Here is a 21,546-nt window from a genome sequence, read left to right on the forward strand (position 1 = left end):
TGTCGGGCGAAATGAGAAATTGACCCCCTAACGAAACGTAGAACTGACCCCTCGTGTCAAACGAGGAGAGATGGATGACGACTGAGATTTCGGCGCATGCTGCATTGTCGCGAACGATGCAGGGCGGGGATATGCTTCAGGCTGATGAGGTGGTGGCGATGTTGCGGCTGCATGATCTTGGCTGGGGGGCCAAACGTCTATCGAAAGAGTTCGGCTGCGCACGCAATACTGTCCGGCGATATCTGCGGGAGGGCGGCGCAGCGCCTTTCAAAAAGCCAGCACGTCGTACTGCTTTTGATGGACTTGATGATTGGCTGCGTGAGCGTTTTTTCCGTCACGATGGCAATGCAGACGTGATCCGCCAGGAACTGGCGGCCGAGCACGGCATCGTCATCGGCCTGCGTTCAGTGGAATTGAAGGTTCGCCAATGGCGGCGAGAATTGAAAGTTCAAAAACGTGCGACAGTCCGCTTTGAGACGGCTCCCGGCCATCAGATGCAGATCGACTTTGGCGACACCAAGGTGTGGATCGGTGGCGAGCGGGTTCGCATCCATGTGTTTGTCGGAACGCTAGGTTATTCACGCCGTTTGCACACGCGAGTGTCGCTCAGGGAGCGCCAGACAGACTGGTTCGAAGGGATGGAAGGCGCTTTCCTGCGGTTCGGCGGAGTTACGGCGGAGGTACTGATCGACAATGCGAAGGCCCTCGTAGAGCATCATGATGCGGTGACGCGGGAGGTGAGATTCAACGAGCGTCTGCACGCCTTCGCTCGATATTGGGGCTTCACACCTAGGGCTTGCGCACCATATCGGGCACGCACCAAGGGCAAGGACGAGCGCGGGGTCGGCTACGTCAAGAAGAACGCGATCGCTGGTCGCCGCTTCGAGAGTTGGGCCGCATTTGAGGCGCATCTGGATCGATGGACGCGCGAGGTTGCCGACCAACGCGAGCACGGAACGACCGGCATCAAACCGGCAGATCGTTTTGTCGACGAGGCCAAGGCGCTACGCCCGCTGGCCGGTCGAGCCCCCTTCGGACAGTTGCGCGATCTGGTTCGCAAGGTTCAGTCCGATTGCGCGGTTGACCTCGACACGAACAGCTATTCGGTTCCCTGGCGTCTGATTGGCGAGAGTGTTCAGGTCGTGGTGCTGGCAGGCCGCGTTATCATACGACATGCCGGCCAGGTGGTGGCCGATCATGCCGTGTGCGAGGGACGACGACAACGGATTGTGGACCGGGCGCATTTTATCGGTGTTGCCGGCGCCGAGGGTCTCGTGCGAGCCGCCGCACCCATCGAGCTCCCGCCCTCCACCCTGTTGCGCCCGCTTGCGGAATACGAAGCGGTTGTCGGAGGAGGATGGTGATGGCCAACGTTGACCACGACCTGCTGATCGCGACGCTCGATCGCCTGAAGTTGACAGCGATCCGCGATCAACTGGATACCCTGTTGGACGAGGCGGCCCGCTCGAAGATGAACCTGCGCGAAGCATTGGCGTTCCTCGTATCGCGCGAGATTGCCCGGCGCGACGAGCGACGGATATCGATGTCGAGCAAACTGGCGCAGTTCCCGTTCGTGCGCGAATTGGACGGCTTCGACTTCGAGGCGCAGCCATCGCTCGATCAAGGACAGATCCGGGAGCTCGCGGCCTGCCGCTGGATTGCCCATGGCGATACCGTGCTATTCCTTGGACCGCCAGGCACAGGCAAAACCCACTTGGCTGTAAGCCTTGGCCGAGAAGCCATCCGTCAAAACTACAACGTCCAGTTCGTCACGGCGGCGACGCTGGTGGCAATGCTGGCGAAGGCCCATAGTGACGGCTCGCTCGATAAGCAGTTGACCATCCTGTCGCGGCCGAAGCTGCTGATCATCGACGAGCTGGGTTACTTACCCTTCGAGGCAAATGCCGCCCATCTGTTCTTCCAGCTTGTATCCCGGCGCTATGAGAAAGGCTCGATCCTGATCACCTCAAACCGTTCCGTGGGAGAATGGGGAAGCGTGTTTGGCGACCCTGTCGTCGCCACGGCGATATTGGACCGTCTACTTCACCACTCGACGGTGATCACCATCCGGGGCGACAGCTACCGGCTTCGCGAAAAGCGCCGTTCCGGCCTTCTGCAGAAGGCCGGAACGGCGCTCGAAACTAACGAAACCGCAAACCAATGAGGGGGTCAGTTCTTCAATTCGCCAAGGGGGTCAATTCTTCGCTTCGCTTGACATTCGGCGCTGGCGGCTTCGCAAATTGATTGCTGCCGAACGTTTTGAGGTGGCGCATGCGCACTTGAGCCCAGGCTGCAAGGCGCTCGCTACGGTCCAGGGGAGCGTTATCAAGATTGCGACTTTGCATGTCGGTTATAAGCCCAAGCAACATGCGCGATTGGACGGCATCATCTGCGTCAACGAAGCGCAGATGATGCGCATCGGGAACTATGCCGGCTATGCCGGCCGCATTCCGAACTGGCTTCCGGAAGTCAAGAAGACCGAACGCTTCGACCTTCGGATCAAGCTGGGATTACCTCCAACCGTCAGGATAATCGGTACCGTCGGTCGGCTGCACCCAAGCAAGGGAAACGACGTGCTGATCTCCGCTTTCTTGCGCGCTGCACCGGAAAATGCGGCGTTGGTAATTGCGGGCGTCGGTCCACAAAAGGCAGCGCTTGAGAAGCTGGCCGCTGGGGACGAGCGTATCCGCATGGTCGGTTATTGTGACAATGTGAGCGGCTTTTTGGCCAATCTCGACTTGTTCGTCTCGCCGTCACGCGAAGAATCGGCGGGTCTTGCGATCCTCGAAGCCATGCACGAGGGCGTGCCGGTAATAGCCTCGGCGACGGAAGGCCCTTCGGAATATCTCCGCAAGCATCCAGTACGCTTTGTCGAGCCTGGATCTGTCGAAGCTCTCGCTGATGCTCTGGCCGACGTTCTGCAGTCAGACGGCACCAGCCGTCCATGGCGCATCGACTACGATATGGTGCCATTCTCCAGAGCGACCGGCGTAGACAATATTTTGCGGTTTTACGGGGAAGTCGAGGAACGCCAGATCGAGATTCGTAACGTGACCGATGCGTCAACCATGCCTGCGCAGATGTGACCGATGCGTGTTAGACCCAGCAGCGATTTCTGGAAAGTCGGCATTGTTCCGGCGCCGGCGGAGGCACTCCTTGATGCCGAGACACTGACGGACTGCGCGAGCCGCATCACCTGGCTGCCTGATCCCGGACCCTGGCGGTATCTCGCCGATCCCTTCGGGATAAAGCACGGTGACGCGCTTCATGTATTCGTCGAGGCCTATGATTATCGGACGAAGCACGGCTTCATTGAGCGCCATGAGTTTGGACCGAATATGGAATGGCGGGGCAAAACTATTGCCTTGGCGAAGCCCTTTCATCTTTCCTATCCTTTTCTTCTCGAACAAAACGGTGATGTGCTGATGGTGCCGGAAAGTCACAAGGCCGGTGAGATCGCCCTTTATCGTGCCCACGCTTTTCCGGACCGCTGGATACGCGAAGTGGTACTGCTGGCCGATATTCCAGCAGCGGAGGCATGTCTCATCGAACATCAGGGAAGTTGGTGGATGTTCTACACTATCGTAGGGGCAGGTGCGCGCGACCAACGAGAGCTGCATATCGCGTTTTCGGAACGGCTGACAGGCCCGTGGAAGGCGCACCCGAGCAATCCGGTTTTGGACGATCGCGCCGGCGCGCGCCCGGGCGGAACGCCATTTGTAGGCGTCGATGACAAGATCATACTTCCAGTTCAAGATTGTAGCGTCAGCTATGGCGGAAGCATACGCTTCTTGCAATTTGATGAGCTGAATGCCACCCATGTCGCCTGTGAGCATCTTCCTCACCGGTTGACCGGCAATCTGGCCGAAGCCGATTATGCCGACGGGCTGCATACGTTCAGCACTTGTGGCGATGTTACGCTGATCGACGTGAAACGCATCTCTCGATCCTTTTCCCGCCACATCGTCAATTTGAAGCGAAGATCTGGACTGGTGCGCGTGAGGTCATTCGGCCAGTAAGGACAGCCTCAGCGTTGCGACTTTCGAGCACCTTTGTCGCACCGATCGCAATGTAAAAGCAATTTGGCGCAGGCTGTGCTCTCCGACAACTCCAGTAGCCGTCAGGGCGAGGATCCATGCTTTGCGACGCCCGGTCAGTCGAGCAGCAGCGCCGCGAGCAAAAAGCGTTTTCCTTGTACACGGATGGACCTGCCGAGGAGAGGGCGGATACTCGCAAAGATTTATGAGGTTCACACTCCATCGACACAAATCTTAATATAACAACATCCAGTTTCGTACCCGAATTCCTAATGTGGCTGAACTTCACATGAGGACAGCAACTGATGACAGACCAAGCCATCTTCTCTCCCGTTCTTGTCTATATATCGGATCAACGCGGCCTGGATCTTGCAGCAGAGATCCTGCGGACCGGCGGTTTCGAGGCCAACAGGGCGCGGAACCTGTCCGAGCTTGAATTGGCGCTTGAACGGCTAGAATGCGCGGTCATCGTCACGGTGACTGCCAAGATCGGTGAAGTCCGGGCGCTCTGTAATCTGCCGATCGTCAATATTCAGGCGTTTGTCTTGCCAAATGTCGAAAGGGCGGAAAACCAGCCGCGATCGATATTCGACAGAGGTGGTTTCCTCGATCGCGTGCGCCTCAATCACCGGGACCGGCCTGTCACGATGCGGCACACGCCGCGCCGGTTCGTATCATAGCCGTCGGCACTTTGTTCACGGGAGCAAAGGCAGCGTGCCGATCGCGAGCAGCCGTCGCTCCATGATGTCTCAGCGAGCCGCGATGGGTATGTTCGGCTGTAGCTTGGAGAGAAGGGCCTCGGCGCCCTTGTCTATTCCAACCTTTGACGCGCCGAGGGGGCCAAGGCTAGCGCTGAGGTCTAACGCGCTCGGATACTGCTTGGAGACATAAGCCAGGAGTAGGTCGTTCGTCGCGCTGTCGTAGACCTCAACGGAATAATTGATTGAACCGCTGAGAGTTCCTTCTTTTCCACGTGCGGCCTGGAGCCCGTTCACAGCCAGACCCACCGGCATCAATTTTGCCACGGTAGAGATCACGACGGCGTTGGCCTTTGCGCCAGTCAGTTCAAGTTTGAGCCTAAGCGTGCCGGGACCTGGGAACTTTGTAAGTGCGTATTTTCGCCTAAGACGGCTTTCGAATGACCGCTGCATGTAGGATGCAAGTTCGACCTTGTCCTTCTCGGCAATGCTGCCAAATTGATGATCGCGGTTTCGATAGATCTCCACAGGCTCAACGATTATAGCTGAGTACGCCCGAAAATCGACGGTCCCATGGGAGTAAATGAGTGGTATTCTCCCGTCCTTGTTTTGCGTATTGAACGATAGTTGCTTGGAAGATGCGATGCCCTGATACGCGATCGGATCGGTGCTCGCGCATCCAGTGGGAACAGCAACGAGCGCAAAGAGTGCAATGCGACAAAATTGAATCGATTTTGTAACCACGGGTGGCTCCTTCGTGGTGCGCAGAATGGGCAGGATTGAGAGAGCTTGGTCTCAGGCGAAGCGGTTGGAAATCCAATCAGAATCTTCGATCGGATGCGTCAGACTGTTATTCCGAAAAGTTTCTCTGCATTTCGGAATGCGATTTTTTCCTTAGTCTCGCGTGGCAGATCCACAGCCCTAAACCAGTCGGTTCCTTCCTTCATGTTTGCAAATGGGTAGTCGGTTGCAAACATCACTCGATCCACACTGATGTACTTCAGCAAAAGATCGAGCAGCTCATCTTGAAAGAATGCGCTGGTCGTGAACCAGAAATTGTCATGGAAGTATTGCTCGAAGGGCCTATCCAAAGTGCCTTCGGTCACTTCACCCATCTTTTCCACGATGCGTTTATAGAAGAACGGAAGGCCCTCTCCCATGTGGCCGACAATGATCTGTAGTTTGGGAAATCTGTCGAATACCCCAGATGTGATCATTCGGAGGCATTGCGTAACGACTTCCTGGTGCCATCCATATGCTGAGATACTGAGAACCTGATCCTGGAACTTCGCCTGATATTCCGGCCGCATATTGCTGTAGTAGATTTGGAAAACTTCGTCAGGTGGCAGGCCAGGATGGATATATATCGGCACATCAAGGGCTTCGGCACGCGCCAGCACTGGCTCAAAATCGGGATGATCGAGGAATTTTTTCCCGATGATTCCGTTGGTCAAGCATCCCAAGAAGCCATCTTTCCGAACTGCGCGTTCCAGCTCGTCCGCTGAAGCCTCCGGACTCTGCAGCGGCAAAGTCGCAAATGCTCGGAATCGTCCCGGATAGGTCGCCATCGGTCCATCGACAATCATCTTGTTCAGACGATACGCAAAATCGATGCCCTCTTGACCTGGGACATTCTGCACACCCGGCGTATGTGCGGAAAGGATTTGAATGTTGATCCCCGCCTCATCCATCGCGCCGATGCGGCGCGGGCCTATTTCGGCAAGTCCAGTGTCCTCGAGGAACAGCCTGTCGTTCAGCACCATCAGCTCATGGGTAGAAAAGGTCTCTTCGGTCCCGATAAATGGCAGGTCCCTGTCTCGCGAAGAGATGTCCAAAATCTCCCTGGCGGCGGCGCGGGAGACAATGGCGGGCGCGGACAGTCCGGCACCAACACCAAGTACAGCCGCGCCACTTAGAAGGCTGCGACGTCCCATTCCAAGTTGCTCTAGGGGCTTTGCGAGTAGCGTCATATCAGTTTCTGCTCCGATGTTTGTATTAAGCAGCATGGGGGCGGATTTCGCGATTGGCAGGCTGGCGCAATGCAGGCCCGGTGCTCAACAGGGTGGCTCCTGGCTGGCCCTGTTCCGAGAAGCGATAACCCAGAACCAGCATCGACTTCGGCTGTACCTTTTGCTTCACGAGAGGTCTGTCCGCGGCGTCGCTGAGAGATCGATGCTTTTCACGCCCGTACCCGGAACGTGCTGACCGAGCCGCGGTGACGCCAATGGTCTTGCCGAGGGAGAGGAAAACGCGGCTGGTCCATAATTCAACGTCGCCTTGGCGCGTGCGCGAAAACCAGTGTGATTGGAAGTGTTCCGGGCTGCGGACTTTAAAGGGGCTTGCGAAACATGAAGTCTCCGGTCCTTGCCTTCACACATTTGTCCGTCCGGAGCGAAATCTGAAAGGCGGTTTCAATGCCTCTCTTGTGCCACGGCGCGGACCGCCAGAATGTTTGATCGTGTGAAGTTTTGTTTCGGGCCGGCCCGAAACAGGCGAGATCTGCAATAAATCTTAATGTTCAAGCAGGTAAAAACACGCGCCGCCGTGCTGATCAGAATTGGGAAGGCCTCATAGGTGAAGGAACGGGCAGAATTCTGTTCCACGGGATACCCCTTCCACTCCAACCAAGGCGGCTGTGTTTCTATTTCAGATCAAGCGAGGGCCTCTTCGCCTCGCTCGGGGCCTTTGTATCGACATGGCTTGGGATCAGAATCTGAAAAATGAGCCCGCTCGGCGCGTTGTCTGCGAGGGAGACGGTGCCGCGATGGGCGTGCACGATATCGGCGACAATTGAAAGTCCGAGCCCGAAACCTTCCTGCCCCTGCGTCCGCGCATCGTCTCCCTTGAAGAACGGCTCAAAAACCCGCGTTCTCAAATGTTCTGGAATTCCAGGTCCGTTATCGGTGACAGAGATTTCGCAGCCCCCTTTGCCATCTCGTAGACCGACAATGACCTCGGTCGCGAACTTGACGCTGTTGTCGCAGAGGTTCGTTACCGCGCGCATGATGGCAAGTGGTTTGCAATCAGTAATCATCCGATTTGGCCCTTCGAACCGGACCGGGAAGCCGACATCACTGAACTCCGCGCAAACGGTTTGCAGCAGGCTGGCGACATCAGCACGTTGTATTGGTTCGGTCGCGTAGTCGTCCCTGAGATATTTCAGAACTTCGTTCAAGAGGCTGTCGATGCGCATGACATCAGACAACAGTCCCTCGCGCACCGGTCCGTCCTCCATGCGATCGGCGCGAAGCCGTAACCGGGTCAACGGGGTTCGAAGATCATGGCCGATGCCCCGCAGCATGCGTGTCCTTGATTCGACCATTACCCGTATCCGGCTTCGCATCGCGTTGAGAGCATGGGCGAGCGCAACGATCTCGACAGGTCCACGTTCTTCGAAGATCTCCGTGCTGTTTGCGATGTCCGAATGGGTGGCCGCTTCGGAGATCCGCTTGATTGGCTCGGTTATGACGCGAATGGCGAATATAAAAAAGAACGCGATCAGGACGACAATGGCGACGGAATAATATGGGCCCTCGTTCAGGATCGAACTGTTCAGGATCGTGTCGGGAAAGCCGGAAAGGATAAGGAGCGTGGCGTCGTCGACCTTTGATGCAATCACTCTCTCCCCGTTCCAGAAGGTACGCCAGCCTCCCACGGGTGGGCGGATGTGATCGGTTGGAAAGAGCCAGTCGATTGCCATGGCCAGCGCGCCTTCAGGTTCCGACGGTCCGGTGAAGGCCTCGCTGACCGAAAAGGGTTGCAGCGAGAAATGCCAGCCGGCAGCACGCGATGACGAGAGGATTATTTCGCGTGCGCCCGGTGTGGACGATTTCAGGAGTTCCGCCATCGTGTCAACGCGCATGACGATATCTTCTATGTCGGGCGCGGCATTCCTTGCCCACTGTTCCAACACTCTGCCGACGACGCTGACGAGGATCAGCGCCACAACGATGATCAGGGTGATCTGGCCTCTTATCGTGGTGGGGAGGAAACGCTTCAGCCTCATAGTTCCTCGACATTCGCTGTGAACATGTAGCCGCCGAGACGTACGGTCTTGATAACAACGGGGTCGCGGACATCATGCTCGATCTTTTGCCTCAGTCGGCTGATGTGAACATCGATGCTGCGCTCGATTGGACCGGCCAAACCGGCATGGGTGACCCCTAAGAGTTCCTCTCGCGTCAGAACGCGGCCCGGGTTCCGGCAAAAGGCAAGCAGGATATCGAACTCATGCGTCGTCAAGCCGACGCGCGCGTTGGTTGGATCGTAGAGCTGTCGTCGAATGGGATCCACGAACCATCCGTCAAAACGCAGTTGCCTTTGTCGGGGCTCCTTTAACGGAGGCAAGGCGGCGCGCCGCAGCAGGCTGCGCACTCGCGCGATGAGCTCCCGCAAGCTGAATGGTTTCGTGACATAGTCATCGGCGCCGATCTCGAGGCCGACGATCCTGTCAATTTCCGCATCGGCTGCCGTCAGCATGAGGATGGGGATGTTCGTCGTAACCCGTAGCCGCCGGCACAGACTGAGGCCGCTTTCGCCGGGCAACATGACATCAAGGATCACCAGGTCGAAATTGGATGCCCGCATGCGCACATCCATTGCAACGCCGTCCGGGGCGATCTCCGCGATCATTCCATTTTCGTTAAGGCTATCGCGCAGCATGTCGGCGATCAATGTGTCGTCCTCGACAATCAGAATTCGAGAGGCGTCCGACAAGCTCTGGCTCCCTTCACCATCCACATGACGATTTGCCATTGTGAATAGCATGGCGGCGCATGTTTTTTGGCTGCGGGAATATTAAAATTTGTTTCAGATCTCGCCTGTTTCGGGCCGGCCCGAAACATAACTTCACACGATCAAACATTCTGGCGGTCCGCACCGTGGCACAAGAGGGGCATTGAAACCGCCTTTCAGATTTAGCCCCGGAAGGGGTGAATGTGTGAAGGCAAGGACCGGAGATTTCATGTTTCGCAAGTTCTTTTCAAAGTCCGCAGCGCGCGGATCACTTCCCATTGCCGTCGTTATTGCGCTCATGCCGTCGCTTGTCCAAGCTGCCGATCCATCACAGAGCTCCGATCAAGCTGCCATACCGCCCATGCCCGATCCGGAGCGCTTTGGCCCGGTGCGCCAGAAGCTTCACGACTGGGAGGTCATGGTAGGCGCCGGCGTGATGTTCCAGCCAAAATATGAGGGAAGCGATGAAATGGAAATTTCGCCGCTTCCGTTCGTCTCGGCGACCTTCTTCGATCGGTTGACCATCGATCCGACCGGCGTCGAGCTGACGGCCTATGAACGGGGTCCGTTCCAGTTCGATGTGAAGGTCGGCTACGACTTCGGTCGAAACGAAGACGATTCGGACGATCTGCGCGGGATGGGTGACATCGATGGTGGCGTGACAGTCGGCGGCAAGGCGACCTGGAGCTACGGACCGGCCGAGTTTTTTGTCTCCGTCGACAAGACCATTGGTGGCAGCGACGGTCTTCTGGGCACAGTCGGGGTCGAGGTTACGCGACCAGTCAATGAAAAGCTGATCCTTGGCGCTGGTGCGTCCGCCACCTTTGCCGACAAGAACTATATGGAATCCTATTTCGGCGTCACCGCGGCTCAGGCCGCGCGTTCCGGATATGATGCATACAAGCCGGGTTCGGGCGTGAAGAACATCGATCTCTCGGTGTCGGCGACTTACATGTTCCATGAAAACTGGATGGTCCGCGCTGAACAGGACGTCGGATTTCTGGTCGGAGACGCCGCAGACAGCCCTCTCGTGAAACAAAAGGTCCAGCCGAAGTCCATGCTGGTCCTTGGTTATCGATTCTAGGAACAGAGGTGGCCAAGAGCCCGCCTGTTCAAGCACGCGCACGCTCAGCGCCAACCTGCCAGATCAGGCAACCCCCAATCAAAATCTGCCAAACAACCATTTCTCCTAAGCGGATGGTCCTCGTGCAAACTTCTTGTTCAGCGTCGAACGACGTTAATCGGCGTCCCTTTCAAAAAGCTCCCTCAGAGGTGCCCCTTGACGCATCAGCAAGCGGGCGATCGGATCCTCTAACCCGGTACGTCTCCTTGCATCCGCTGGCTGCACCTGGATTCGTGATCATCTTGTCCAGCATGGTGTTCGTCATGTTTCCGCAGACTGACATGCGCGTTTCGCGGTTCTTCACCTTCGGGACGCACTTTTATCTTTCAGACAATCCACTGTTGCTGTTGATCCGCGACGCGAACCGCGTGCTTCCCTGCATTGTCTTGCCCATAATGGTCGTCCTGATGATGGCGAGACCTCTCGAGCGTTCAGCGCGTTTGATGACAAGGCGGGCCCTGTTCGTTTTGTTGAGCTACGTCCTGGGGTCGGCAATCATGGTTCACCTGTTCAAGAACTTCTTCGCCCGGGCGAGACCCCAAGATGTGATCGAGTTTGGTGGGACGATGGAGTTCACGCCGGCATGGCAAGTCGCTTCGATGTGCGAGCGCAATTGTTCGTTCCCATCCGGGGAAGCAGCATCGGCAGCCGCGTTTCTGTCCGTGCTGGTGTTCGTGCCGAACGCATACCGCAAATACGTCGCCGCGCTGCTTGTCCCGCTATCCATGATCGTTGCCCTGAACCGTGTCGTTTTTGGAGCTCATTTCCTGTCGGACGTTGTGCTCGGATGGAGCCTCGTGTGCTCGCTGATGCTCTGGCTCTACGCGAAAATGGGACTGAACATCGGCGGATGAGAGTGCGGGTTCATGGTGCAATTTTCCAGGCGCACAGCAACGTACACGCCAGCGCCCGGGAGCCTCAACAGCGCTCCAACAGGTCGAAAATCCGGTGGGCGAAGTGACGACTAAGTGAAACGCAGGCAGTCGAAGTCCAGCGTCGCGAGCGAGTTGGAAACACGGGACAGGTTGGCAGTTCGCAACGAGAAGAAACGACCCGTCGGTTGATCAGCCTATACGAAGTAGCCCTGCTCTCAGCGTTTCCTCCTTGGACTTGATTTGGATCAGAAAGTGCTTTCGGCGCCGTCAGTCTGCGCCGAGGACGTTCGCGTCGAATTCCAACAAAGGCGTCAGCATATGGAGATGTTCCTTCAAAGCGGTGGAGCCCAACTGAGGCGAGTTCTCCACGCTCCCGACGTTTCGGTCATCATACCAACATTTAACGAGCGGGATAATGTCGGCATGCTCGTCCGCCACCTGATCGCTACCCTCCGTGGCCTGAACTGGGAGGTGATATTCGTCGACGACGATTCAGCCGATCGCACCGTCGAGGTGTTGCGCGAGATAGGGCGTGATGAGCCGCGGATACGCTGCATTCACCGGGTCGGCAGGCGTGGGCTGGCTGGGGCGTGCATCGAGGGAATGTTGTCCGCCCAGGCCGACATAGTCGCGGTCATGGACGCCGATCTTCAGCACGACCACCGACTCCTGCCGGATCTGGTCGCCGCCATCCGTCAAGGAAATGATTTTGCAATCGCGACCCGCTATAGCGCACCTTATCAGGAAACGGCGCTCTCGCCATTCAGGAGCGCTGTTTCACGGATCGGGACTTTCGTTGCACAGCATACAATCCAGGCAAGGACAACCGATCCAATGAGCGGTTTCTTCGCGACACGCCGCGACCTGGTCGAAGCGATGGCCTCCCGGTTGAGCAACCATGGTTTCAAGGTACTCTTTGATATCCTGTCAAATGCCGGCCCGGATGTTCGCATTGCCGAACTACCCTACCGGTTCGCGACCCGTTCAGCCGGCCACAGCAAGATGGATCGTCGCGTCGCTCTTCAATTCTTGGAGCTGCTTGTTGCCAAGGCAACGAGAGGGGCCATCTCCTTGCGGTTGGTTTGCCTTGTCATCCTCGGCGCCGCTTGCCTGACCTTGCACATGGCGCTGCTAGCCGCGGTTCTTGCGACGGGCACGGAGTTCGCGTGGGCGCAAGCGAGCGCAACCGTCGTCACCATGATTGTCAATTTTTCAGGTAATAACCTGATGACCTATCGCGATCAACGGCTGCGAGGCCGAGGCTTGCTCCGAGGATTGTCGATACATTCCGCAGTAGGTAGCCTTGGAACCGCGGTCAATGTCGGTATCGCGACGGCTTTGTTCGCGGCGGCTAGCCCCTGGTGGGCCGCCGGTCTTGCGGGTGCCTTCGTCAGCGGTCTCTGGAATAACGTGATGACGCAAGCCCTTGTCAGGAGCCACGAGCGCACGTGATGACCATCGACTTTCTCCCTTGCCGTCGGAGGCGTGCGCGATGGTCATTCTACCACATCTAACCGATGGCAAGTCGGGCAGCAATCGCGTTGAGGGGAAGCAGGTCGAGCGCCCCTTACCTGGCGCGAGGCCATCCGAGAATCTTCCCATGTCGCCGCGGCACATCGCCGTCGCGATCGTGCTCGCGTTCACGCTGGTGCGACTGTTGTGGGCCTATTCGATCGGCTTTGGAATAGACGAAAGCTATACGATCGGCCAGGCACGGTTTCTCGCACTGTCGTATTTCGACCACCCGCCCTTGCACTATTGGATGACCCACGCGGCGGCTGTCCTTTTCGGAACAAGCTGGGCGGTTCGCGTTCCTACCATCCTGCTGTTTTCGGGTACGTCGTGGTCGATTTTCTGCCTGACCGAGCGCCTCTTCGGCGGCAGCGCGGCGGTATTTTCCATCCTTTTCCTCAACCTTTCGCTCTTCTTTCTGGTGTCGGCGGGGGCCTGGATCGTGCCGGATGGCCCTCTACTTTTCTTTCTGGCCTGCGGCGCACAGGTCATGGCGAAGATTTTTTTCCCGCGTCCGGGTGAAGAAGAGCCTTCAATTTCCTGGTGGTTACTCGCAGGAGGACTTCTCGGTCTTGCGGGCCTGTCGAAATATTCTGCGTTCTTCACGCTGACCGGCCTCGCATTCTTTGTGATGACAACGCCGCAGCGGCGCCAGTTGTCAAGGCGAGGCCCTTATGTCGCCTGCCTTGCGGGCCTGGTTGTGGTTCTACCGGTGCTGATCTGGAATGGTCAGCATGATTGGGCTTCATTGCGTTTCCAGGCCGGGCGAGGCGCCCGGCAGTTTTCCCCTTGGGCCTTGGCTCGCATAATTCTCGGCCAGATCGTTTGGTTGGGGCCGTGGATAGCACTCCCACTCATACGGGCCTTGCTTCACGCATTTCGCAAGGGGCGAACGGAAAGAGAGTTGTTTTGCCTTGCCCTTGCAGTTCCGACGATCGGTTACACGACGCTTCAGGCGCTCGGGAGCGGAACAGGATTTCCGCATTGGCCGATGCCAGGATGGTTGTTCGTCTTCCCATTGCTGGGCGCTCGGTGCGGCGGCTGCGCCTGGCCGACCATTCGCTATGCCATCGTAACCTCATCCTTGACGCTCATGCTATTGACAGTGGCGGCGGCGTTCGGAGCCTCGGGAGCGCTTCAGCGGTTGAATATCAACGTCCATGATCCGACTCAGGATTTGGTTGACTGGTCTCCGGTTTTGGAAGTCCTCGTGCGGTTGAAGATTGGAATGCCGGATGGACCCGCAGTAGCGGGGTTGAACTGGGCCGAGGCCGGAAAGCTGGATGCCGCGGTGGGGGAAATCGCGCCCGTACTAGTGCTCGGAAGTGACAAGCGCGGATTTGGTACAAGGTCAGATCCGCGTCTATCCAGCAGGCATGGCCTTGTCATCGTCGCCAGCGAGGAAGCTTGGGCGAGGGACGGGACGACCGTATCGTGCCAGCCAGAAGATGCCCGTCCAGTTGCGCGCTTGCAGATCGGCCGGGGAGGGCAAGCGGAGTTCGCCCTGCTTGTTATACCAGTCGAAGTGTGCGTGGGGAGGGCACATTAGCACGAAATCGTACCCGCCTCCCGGCCGACGAGATTCCTCGAGCAATCCAGCCATTGGCTTCCACCTTGATGTGCGTGACGCCGAGGCTATCGCCTCTTTGGCGAACGGTATTCTCGACCGAGGGTTGGGGAACGCCCTGGTCGACCATTCCGGCATATCTCGCCACGAAGAGCTGGCGGCCGCCGTCTCCGGCGGCTTCGGATCGATTGGAGGAACTCGTGCCGGTGGACGGCTTCGAAATAGGGTCGTGGAACCGTAACTAGCCCGGTGAGGTTTAGGAAGAGAACGCAGGGCCGTTCGATGATGGAGGATCCAGGTGCAGCCGCAACAGCATCTTCAACACGCCATTCAGGTCGCGTCGGAGGCACATGGCGGGCAGATGGACAAGACTGGCCATCCTTATGTCGAGCATTGTCGACGTGTCGCCGACTTGGTTGCGACCGAGGAAGAGCAAATCGTAGCCTACCTGCACGACATTCCGGAAAAAGCGTCGGGCTGGACATTGGATCGGCTTAGACAGGAAGGATTTTCTTCTGCTGTCATCGCCGCCGTGGATGCGATGACCAAGCGGGTCGGTGAAGACGACGATGATTTTGTCCGGCGCGCCATTGCGAACCCGATCGCCCGGGCCGTAAAGAAGGCCGATCTCGAAGACAATCTTGTTCAGGCCGAGGAGGCTGGTCTGGAGACCGCGAAGTACCTGCGCGGACTGGAGATCATTCAGCGGGGGAAAGCCTGAAGTCTCCAGCCAGGATGGCCGAGGTATCGTCGGAGGCGATGAAGGAGCGGTGAGGAACCTACGTCACCGCACGTCGACCCCGAGTAAACGTTCGCATTCTCTTGGCGGCCAGGTGCTGAGCGACGGGTCCGATGCTCTGATCCCTTCAGGCAACTATCCATTGTATGCACTCGCAGTCTATTTCTCGGCGATCAGTCACGGAGCTCGATGCGGTTCGCTACACGACAGGATCGACACGCTTTTTATGATAGCCCCTGCTGCCGTCGAGAAGCGTGTGGGTATAGGAGTGCTCAACATTCCCGCTGAGCAGAGCATCCCTCGAGGCGATTTCCACGAACATCCCGCCCTGCATGACAGCGACGCGATTGCAGAGGTGAGCAATGACCGCCATATCGTGGCTGACGAGAATGTAGGTCAGCTTTTCCCTTTCGCGCAGGTCTTTCAACAGATTGAGGATTTCGGCCTGGATGGACACGTCGAGTGCGGATGTCGGCTCGTCGAGGAGAAGAACGCGCGGCTTCAGGATCAGGGCGCGTGCGATTGCGACACGCTGGCGCTGACCGCCCGAGAGCTGATGCGGAAAACGATGATAGAAGGAGGCGGGCAGGCCGACGTCACGCAACGCCTGCTCTACGCGCTCCCTGCGACGGTCGATGCCATGAATCTCGAGGGGTTCGAGAAGCGTGCGGCCAATCGTGTGACGCGGGTGAAGCGAGCCGAAAGGGTCCTGGAAAACCATCTGCTGCTTGGCGAGCTGCGATTTTGAGCGCTTGGCGGCGATTGCCTCTCCATCGAGTGCAATCGAGCCACCCCACGCTTTGATCCTGCCGGCCAACGCGCCGAGAACTGTGGATTTGCCGCATCCGCTTTCACCGACGAGGCCGAAGGTCTCGCCCGGAGCGACCTCGAAGGAGACATCCTTGACCACCTGCTTGGCGGAGTGGCCGCTGCCGAAGGAAACGGCAAGATTCTTGACTGATATCATCATGCTCATGCCTCCGCCCAGCTCGGGTCCCGTCTCAAGATCTCAAGGCGGTCTCGAGGGTGGTCCAGGCTCGGCAGCGCCTGCAGAAGACCGCGCGTATAGGGATGGGTTGCCTCTTCGAGCTTTGCAGCTTCAAGCTCTTCGACGATACGTCCGGCATACATGATGATCACCCGATCGCAGAAGCTCTTCACCAGGTTGAGGTCGTGCGAGATAAAGATCAGGCCGATGTTGCGCTCGGTGATCAGATCGTCGAGGATCGACAGGACCTGCTGGCGCACCGTCACGTCGAGAGCCGAGGTCGGCTCGTCGGCGATGATCAGTGATGGGGAGGAAATCAGCATCATCGAGATCATGATGCGCTGCCCCATGCCGCCGGAGACTTCATGCGGATAAAGATTGAAGACGCGCTCCGGATCGCGAATGTTGACCCGCTCCAGCATGGCGAGTGTGCGTTCTCGCGCTTCGCGGCGGCCGACGCGTTCATGCAGAATGACGGTTTCGGCGATCTGTTCGCCGACCGTCATGACCGGGTTGAGCGAATATTTCGGGTCCTGCAGGATCATCGAAATGCGCCGCCCACGGATCGCGCGCATATCGGCCTCGCTGGCGCGTACGAGATCGACATCCTCGAAGCGCATTTCGTCCGCGACGACTTTGGCAGTGGCCGGCTGCAGCCGCATGATGGCGCGTCCGGTCGTGCTCTTTCCAGAACCGGATTCGCCGATGATGCCGACTTTTTCGCGCCCGACGGTGAATGAGACATTCTTTACGGCCGTCACGACGCCCGAAAGGGTCGGGAATTGGACCGACATGTTTTTGACCGAAAGGATCGGCTGGGATTGATCAGGCATTTCGGGGATCCATGATGTCGCGCAGGCCATCGCCCAGAAGATTGAAGGCAAGGCTGACCACGAGGATTGCAATGCCCGGAACCGTCGTCAGCCACCAGGCATCGAGTAGATATTGCCGGCCCGACGCTGCCATCGCACCCCATTCCGGCATCGGCGGCTGGGCGCCAAGACCGAGGAAGCCGAGGCCGGCCGCCGTCAGGATGACGCTCGACATGTTGAGCGTCAGTCGGATGATGATCGAGGGAGCACAGAGCGGCACGATGTGATGGAGCAGGATGCGACCCATGCCGGCGCCTTGGAGTTCCGCGGCGACGACGAAGTCGGCAGCGCGAAATGTCAGCGTCTCGGCGCGGGCCAATCGGGCGATCGGCGGCCAAACCGTCAGCGCAATGGCGATGACGGCATTTTCGATGCCTGGCCCGAGGGCTGCAGAAAAGGCCAATGCCAGAACAAGGCTCGGGAAGGACAGGAAGATATCGGTGATCCGCATCAGCACGACATCGATCCAGCCGCCGAGATAGCCGGCAGTCGCACCGATTACAAAGCCGATCGGCGCAACGATGATGGTCACCAGAATGCTGATATAGAGCGTTGTGCGTGCGCCATGGACGAGACGCGAATAGACGTCGCGGCCGAACTCGTCGGTTCCGAACCAGTTGGTCCCCGACGGCGGTCTCAGCGCCGTCGTCAGATCCTGGGCAATAGGGTCGTGATTGGCAAGGAGCGGCGCGAAGGCGGCGACGAGCACCAGCGCGAGCACGACCAGAAAGCCGGCAAAAGCCAGCGGATTGGCAAGCAGGTTCAGCCACAGGACATAGGCCTTGTGGAAACGCGCCTGCCGGGTCGAGGAAAATTCCTCGTTGATCAGCCAATTGTGGAGATCGTTGAAGTAGCGTGTCGCCATGATGTCACCGGGTGCGCGGATCGAGGAAGCGGTAGGCGATGTCGGACAGCAGGTTGATGACGATCGAAATGATGCCGATCAGGAGCACGCTGCCAAGGATCGCGTTCATGTCCGCGAAGAACAGCGCGGAGGTCAGATATTGCCCGAGGCCGGGCCAGGCAAAGACGGTCTCGATGAGGACCGTGCCATCCAGCAGACCACAATAGGCGAGGGCAACGATGGTCAAAAGCTGCACTCGGATGTTGCGGAAGGCATGACGCCAGACGATCGCGCGCTGGTCGAGACCCTTTGCCTTCGCCGTCAGCACATATTCCTGCCGAAGCTGTTCCAGCATGAAGCTGCGGCTCATGCGGCTGAGATAGGCCATGGCCGCGTAACCGAGGATCAGGGCAGGGGCTGTGACATGCAGCAAGGCATCCCGGAAAACCTCCCATTCGCCGGCAATGATCGCATCGACGAGGATGGAGTTGGTTGGCCCTTCGACCAATCCTTCATTAAAGACGTCCAGTCGGCCGCCGCCGGGGATGAGTCCGAACTTGGCGTAAAAGACCAGGATGACGATGGTGCCGAGCCAGAAAATCGGCGTTGAATGCCCAAGCAGCCCGACGACACGCGCGAGATGATCGACCCATGTTCCCTTTCGAACGGCAGAGATGATGCCGAGCGGAATGCCGAGGCCGGCGCCGATGATCGTTGCGAGCGTCGCAAGCTCCAGTGTCGCCGGGAAAACCCGGGCAAGGTCACTTGCCACGGGGTTCTTGGTCACATGAGACTGGCCGAAATTCAGGTGGGCGACATTGCCGAGATAGGTCGCGAACTGGACATAGAGCGGCTGGTCCAGCCCCATCTCCTTGTGGACCCGCTCGTAGGTCGCCTGGTCGGCCTGGTCGCCGATGACAGCTATGACCGGATCGGCCGGGACCATGCGGCCGACGACGAAGGTGATGATCAACAGGCCGAGCAACGTCGTCAGGATGACGCTGAAGGATGTTGCCACCTTCTTCACCGCATCGAGCACGGCTACTCCGCCGCCCGATGCGGCCCCGGATGTTTGTGAGATGCTCACGTCATTCTCCCTTGGAAGGAGGTCACTCGCCCTTGGAAACCGTGTCCCAGCGCGTCAGCCATGTCGAATGGCCGAGATAGCCCTTTACCTCCTTGCGAACCGCCTTTGCGTCGGTGCGCAGGAAGGAGGTGATCAGCGGCGGAGACGATTCGAGATAGGCCTTGTTGATCTTCGCGTAGAGATCGGCCCGCTTCTGCTGGTCGGTCTCGTGGGCGGCAGCAGTCACCATATCCTGAATGTCCTTCGGCACATCCCAGGCGGTGCGCCAGGCGTTCAGGCCGGTAAGCTTGGCATCGTCGGAATTGTTGGCATTGGTCGCATAAGACTGGAGGATCGCGTGAGGATCCGGCAGGCGTTCACCCGATCGTGCCGAAAAGATCTCGAATTCACGCGTGCGGAACTTGCCAATATGGTCGCCGCCCTGAAGATCGAGCTTGACGCCGGCCTTTGCGGCGTTGGCCTGCAGCGACTGTGCAACCTCATATTCGGGGGTGACCGGCGTTGCGTAATAGACCTTTGAGAAACCGTTCGGATAGCCGGCTTCAGTGAGCAGCTGCTTGGCCTTTTCGATGTCGAGCTTGTAGGGATTGACCTCACTTGCACCCGGCAGGCCGGCCGGAATGATCGTCTGCTGCTTGATGCCGTAATATTTCATGACGGTGTTGGCGAGGCCGTCATAATCGATCAGGTAGCGGAAGGCTTCGCGAACCCTGGGATTGGACAGAATCTCGTCCTTCTGGTTCAAGGCGAGATAATAGAAGCCGAAGCCCGGCGTCTTCTGAATATCGGCCTTGCCGCCCGCTTCGACCGCCGCAAGGTCGGTGGAGGAAAGACGCGTCGCGACATCGACGTCGCCAGCCTCGAGCTGCAGGCGCTGGCCGGAGGATTCCGGCATGTGGCGCAGCACGACGCGGCGCATTTTCGGAGCACCCTGCCAGTAATCCTTGTTGGCATCGGCGATCAGCAGGTCATTGACGCGCCAGGTCCGCAGCGCATAGGGGCCTGAGCCTGCGTCGTTGGCCTGCAGGAACTCGCGCCCCATATCGCCGTCCTTTTCATGCTCGACAAGGAACTTGCTGTCCAGGATCGAGGTCGAGAAGCTCGCCAGCGAATAGAGGATCAGGTTGGGGTTCCAGAGGCTGGGCGTCTGGATGACCACGGTGCTGTCGTCGCTCGCCTTGATCAGATCGTCGACATTTTTGTCCGTAAAGCCCCATTGGCGAAGGTCGACGGATGGCGCGAGCCCCAATTTGACGAGACGCCGCAGCGACCATTCGACGTCCTTTGCCGTCAGCGGATTGCCGGAATGAAACTTGATGCCGGAACGGATCTTGAATGTGAACGTCTTGCCGTCCGGCGAGACGTTCCAGCTCTCGGCGACACCCGGAGCCGGCTTGGTGATGTCGTTGGCCGGCAGCACGATCAGCCGCTCATAAAGGTTCGCGACAATTTCTGCTGCTTCCAACTGGTTGATTTCATTAGGATCGAGACCGCGCATCGACGACATGTTCGTGGCGATGACCAGCTGGTCCTTCGGGGTGGCTGCGGCCGCAGCCAGTGGCATCATCAGGCTCGCGGCAACAAGAGCCGACGAGATCAATAGCCCGCGTCTTTGGATCTTCATTTTCTTCCTCCCAAGCATCTCTGCAATCGCATCAGAACGAATTTTGATATCGACATCGATCTGAAATCTGGTATATCAGATCTCACAAAACGATTTTGTCGTCAACGGGGGAATTTTCGGCTTATGGAAAATAGGATGGAGGGTGGGGCGGGCGACGACCGCATCGAAAAGATCGATCCGCGATTCCTGACGACCCTTCGTGATCATGTTCATAAGACGCTGCGCGCGGCGATCTTGTCAGGCCGCTTTCGCGCCGATGAGCGCGTGAACGAGCGCCAGCTCGCCGAGCAGCTTGGAGTTTCCACCACTCCGATCAAGGAGGCACTCCGGCAGCTCGAGACCGAAGGACTGGTTGAAACCCTGCCGCGCCGTGGGGTGCTGATCCGGTTCAACGCCGGATGGGCGGAGGAAATGATCCTGGCACGCGCCGCGCTGGAATCGATGATCGCCCATCTCGCCGCCAAGCGGATCACCAGGGAAGAAGCGGGGAAGCTCAGCGATACGGTCGCGTCGATGAAGGCGGCCACAGCCAATGGCGTTGCGGATGACCTCATTGCCCTGAATGAGACCTTTCACGAACAGATCCACATCGCCTCGCGCTGCCAGTACCTGTCTCGCATGATCGAGCGCCAGCAATTCTACGACGCGAGCATTCGCCGCATCATTCATTCCGACAACAAGGAGCGCGACAAGGCGCTGGCCGAACACACCGCCATCGCTGCCGCCATCGTCTCGAACGACAGCGACAGGGCTGAGCGGGTGATGCGCGATCACGTCGTCCGCTCCGGGGAAACCTACCTCAACATCGTATTCAGGAAGAAAGAGGACATTTGACGTGACCGTGGC

At 58.2% G+C, this 21,546-nt stretch carries 21 protein-coding genes; 11 read left to right on the forward strand and 10 right to left on the reverse strand.

The window, feature by feature from the left end:
* Positions 1 to 74 precede the first annotated feature (74 nt).
* The 5 genes from istA to AC1DF8_RS11945 all read left to right on the forward strand — a co-directional run bounded on the left by istA (position 75) and on the right by AC1DF8_RS11945 (position 4,717).
* A complete protein-coding gene (gene istA / locus AC1DF8_RS11925; protein ID WP_478153717.1) occupies positions 75 to 1,364 on the forward strand; it encodes an IS21 family transposase in 1,290 nt (429 codons plus the stop codon).
* Positions 1,364 to 2,164 (forward strand): IS21-like element ISSme2 family helper ATPase IstB, encoded by an 801-nt coding sequence (gene istB / locus AC1DF8_RS11930; RefSeq protein WP_478153718.1) that lies wholly within the window; start codon positions 1,364 to 1,366, stop codon positions 2,162 to 2,164. Before istA ends, istB begins: the two co-directional genes overlap by 1 nt.
* A 76-nt stretch (positions 2,165 to 2,240) precedes the next feature.
* On the forward strand, positions 2,241 to 3,086 hold the full coding sequence (locus AC1DF8_RS11935; protein ID WP_478153719.1) for a glycosyltransferase family 4 protein: 846 nt from the start codon (positions 2,241 to 2,243) through the stop codon (positions 3,084 to 3,086).
* Between the two features lie 3 nt (positions 3,087 to 3,089).
* Entirely contained in the window at positions 3,090 to 4,019 is a 930-nt protein-coding gene (locus AC1DF8_RS11940; RefSeq protein WP_478153720.1) for a glucosamine inositolphosphorylceramide transferase family protein, read from the forward strand.
* A 323-nt stretch (positions 4,020 to 4,342) separates the two neighbouring features.
* The gene (locus AC1DF8_RS11945) at positions 4,343 to 4,717 is read left to right on the forward strand and encodes a hypothetical protein (protein ID WP_113114593.1); all 375 of its coding nucleotides are present in this window, start codon (positions 4,343 to 4,345) and stop codon (positions 4,715 to 4,717) included.
* 69 nt (positions 4,718 to 4,786) lie between these two features.
* On the opposite strand, the gene AC1DF8_RS11950 is transcribed toward AC1DF8_RS11945, so the two are convergent.
* The 5 genes from AC1DF8_RS11950 to AC1DF8_RS11970 form a co-directional block, all read right to left on the reverse strand.
* The gene (locus AC1DF8_RS11950; protein ID WP_348649777.1) at positions 4,787 to 5,479 is read right to left on the reverse strand and encodes a DUF3313 domain-containing protein; all 693 of its coding nucleotides are present in this window, start codon (positions 5,477 to 5,479) and stop codon (positions 4,787 to 4,789) included.
* A gap of 98 nt (positions 5,480 to 5,577) precedes the next feature.
* Positions 5,578 to 6,741, reverse strand: coding sequence for an amidohydrolase family protein (locus AC1DF8_RS11955; RefSeq protein WP_478153721.1), 1,164 nt, complete (start codon positions 6,739 to 6,741; stop codon positions 5,578 to 5,580).
* Complete coding sequence (locus AC1DF8_RS11960; protein ID WP_478153722.1) at positions 6,731 to 6,874, reverse strand: hypothetical protein; 144 nt, start codon at positions 6,872 to 6,874, stop codon at positions 6,731 to 6,733. The genes AC1DF8_RS11955 and AC1DF8_RS11960 overlap by 11 nt, the downstream gene beginning before the upstream one ends.
* Positions 6,875 to 7,376: 502 nt before the next feature.
* Positions 7,377 to 8,741 carry an ATP-binding protein gene (locus AC1DF8_RS11965; RefSeq protein WP_478153723.1) on the reverse strand — a complete coding sequence of 455 codons (1,365 nt, stop codon included), beginning with the start codon at positions 8,739 to 8,741 and terminating at the stop codon, positions 7,377 to 7,379.
* The gene (locus tag AC1DF8_RS11970) at positions 8,738 to 9,490 is read right to left on the reverse strand and encodes a response regulator transcription factor (protein ID WP_112542691.1); all 753 of its coding nucleotides are present in this window, start codon (positions 9,488 to 9,490) and stop codon (positions 8,738 to 8,740) included. Before AC1DF8_RS11970 ends, AC1DF8_RS11965 begins: the two co-directional genes overlap by 4 nt.
* Before the next feature lie 208 nt (positions 9,491 to 9,698).
* Between AC1DF8_RS11970 and AC1DF8_RS11975 the strand changes: the two genes are divergently transcribed.
* The 5 genes from AC1DF8_RS11975 to AC1DF8_RS11995 all read left to right on the forward strand — a co-directional run bounded on the left by AC1DF8_RS11975 (position 9,699) and on the right by AC1DF8_RS11995 (position 15,267).
* On the forward strand, positions 9,699 to 10,553 hold the full coding sequence (locus AC1DF8_RS11975; protein WP_113201745.1) for a MipA/OmpV family protein: 855 nt from the start codon (positions 9,699 to 9,701) through the stop codon (positions 10,551 to 10,553).
* A gap of 302 nt (positions 10,554 to 10,855) precedes the next feature.
* Positions 10,856 to 11,446, forward strand: coding sequence for a phosphatase PAP2 family protein (locus AC1DF8_RS11980; RefSeq protein WP_478153724.1), 591 nt, complete (start codon positions 10,856 to 10,858; stop codon positions 11,444 to 11,446).
* Between the two features lie 261 nt (positions 11,447 to 11,707).
* A complete protein-coding gene (locus AC1DF8_RS11985; RefSeq protein ID WP_478153725.1) occupies positions 11,708 to 12,919 on the forward strand; it encodes a glycosyltransferase in 1,212 nt (403 codons plus the stop codon).
* A 40-nt stretch (positions 12,920 to 12,959) separates the two neighbouring features.
* Complete coding sequence (locus tag AC1DF8_RS11990) at positions 12,960 to 14,528, forward strand: glycosyltransferase family 39 protein (RefSeq protein ID WP_478153726.1); 1,569 nt, start codon at positions 12,960 to 12,962, stop codon at positions 14,526 to 14,528.
* 316 nt (positions 14,529 to 14,844) lie between these two features.
* Positions 14,845 to 15,267, forward strand: a complete 423-nt coding sequence (locus AC1DF8_RS11995) for an HD domain-containing protein (RefSeq protein ID WP_113117565.1) — start codon at positions 14,845 to 14,847, stop codon at positions 15,265 to 15,267.
* Positions 15,268 to 15,484: 217 nt separating this feature from the next.
* On the opposite strand, the gene AC1DF8_RS12000 is transcribed toward AC1DF8_RS11995, so the two are convergent.
* From AC1DF8_RS12000 to AC1DF8_RS12020, 5 genes are read right to left on the reverse strand one after another with little or no spacing between them, the layout of a single operon-like run.
* A complete protein-coding gene (locus AC1DF8_RS12000) occupies positions 15,485 to 16,255 on the reverse strand; it encodes an ABC transporter ATP-binding protein (RefSeq protein ID WP_478153727.1) in 771 nt (256 codons plus the stop codon).
* A 2-nt stretch (positions 16,256 to 16,257) separates the two neighbouring features.
* Positions 16,258 to 17,106: an ABC transporter ATP-binding protein gene (locus AC1DF8_RS12005; RefSeq protein WP_112542686.1), complete on the reverse strand. Its 849-nt coding sequence runs from the start codon at positions 17,104 to 17,106 to the stop codon at positions 16,258 to 16,260.
* Positions 17,099 to 18,010 carry an ABC transporter permease gene (locus AC1DF8_RS12010; protein WP_478153728.1) on the reverse strand — a complete coding sequence of 304 codons (912 nt, stop codon included), beginning with the start codon at positions 18,008 to 18,010 and terminating at the stop codon, positions 17,099 to 17,101. Before AC1DF8_RS12010 ends, AC1DF8_RS12005 begins: the two co-directional genes overlap by 8 nt.
* A 4-nt stretch (positions 18,011 to 18,014) precedes the next feature.
* A complete protein-coding gene (locus AC1DF8_RS12015) occupies positions 18,015 to 19,076 on the reverse strand; it encodes an ABC transporter permease (protein ID WP_478153729.1) in 1,062 nt (353 codons plus the stop codon).
* Positions 19,077 to 19,098: 22 nt separating this feature from the next.
* Entirely contained in the window at positions 19,099 to 20,700 is a 1,602-nt protein-coding gene (locus AC1DF8_RS12020; RefSeq protein ID WP_478153730.1) for an ABC transporter substrate-binding protein, read from the reverse strand.
* A gap of 123 nt (positions 20,701 to 20,823) precedes the next feature.
* Between AC1DF8_RS12020 and AC1DF8_RS12025 the strand changes: the two genes are divergently transcribed.
* Positions 20,824 to 21,534 (forward strand): GntR family transcriptional regulator, encoded by a 711-nt coding sequence (locus AC1DF8_RS12025; RefSeq protein ID WP_113145397.1) that lies wholly within the window; start codon positions 20,824 to 20,826, stop codon positions 21,532 to 21,534.
* Positions 21,535 to 21,546 lie beyond the last annotated feature (12 nt).

This window comes from Rhizobium sp. 05N49 (assembly GCF_056396805.1).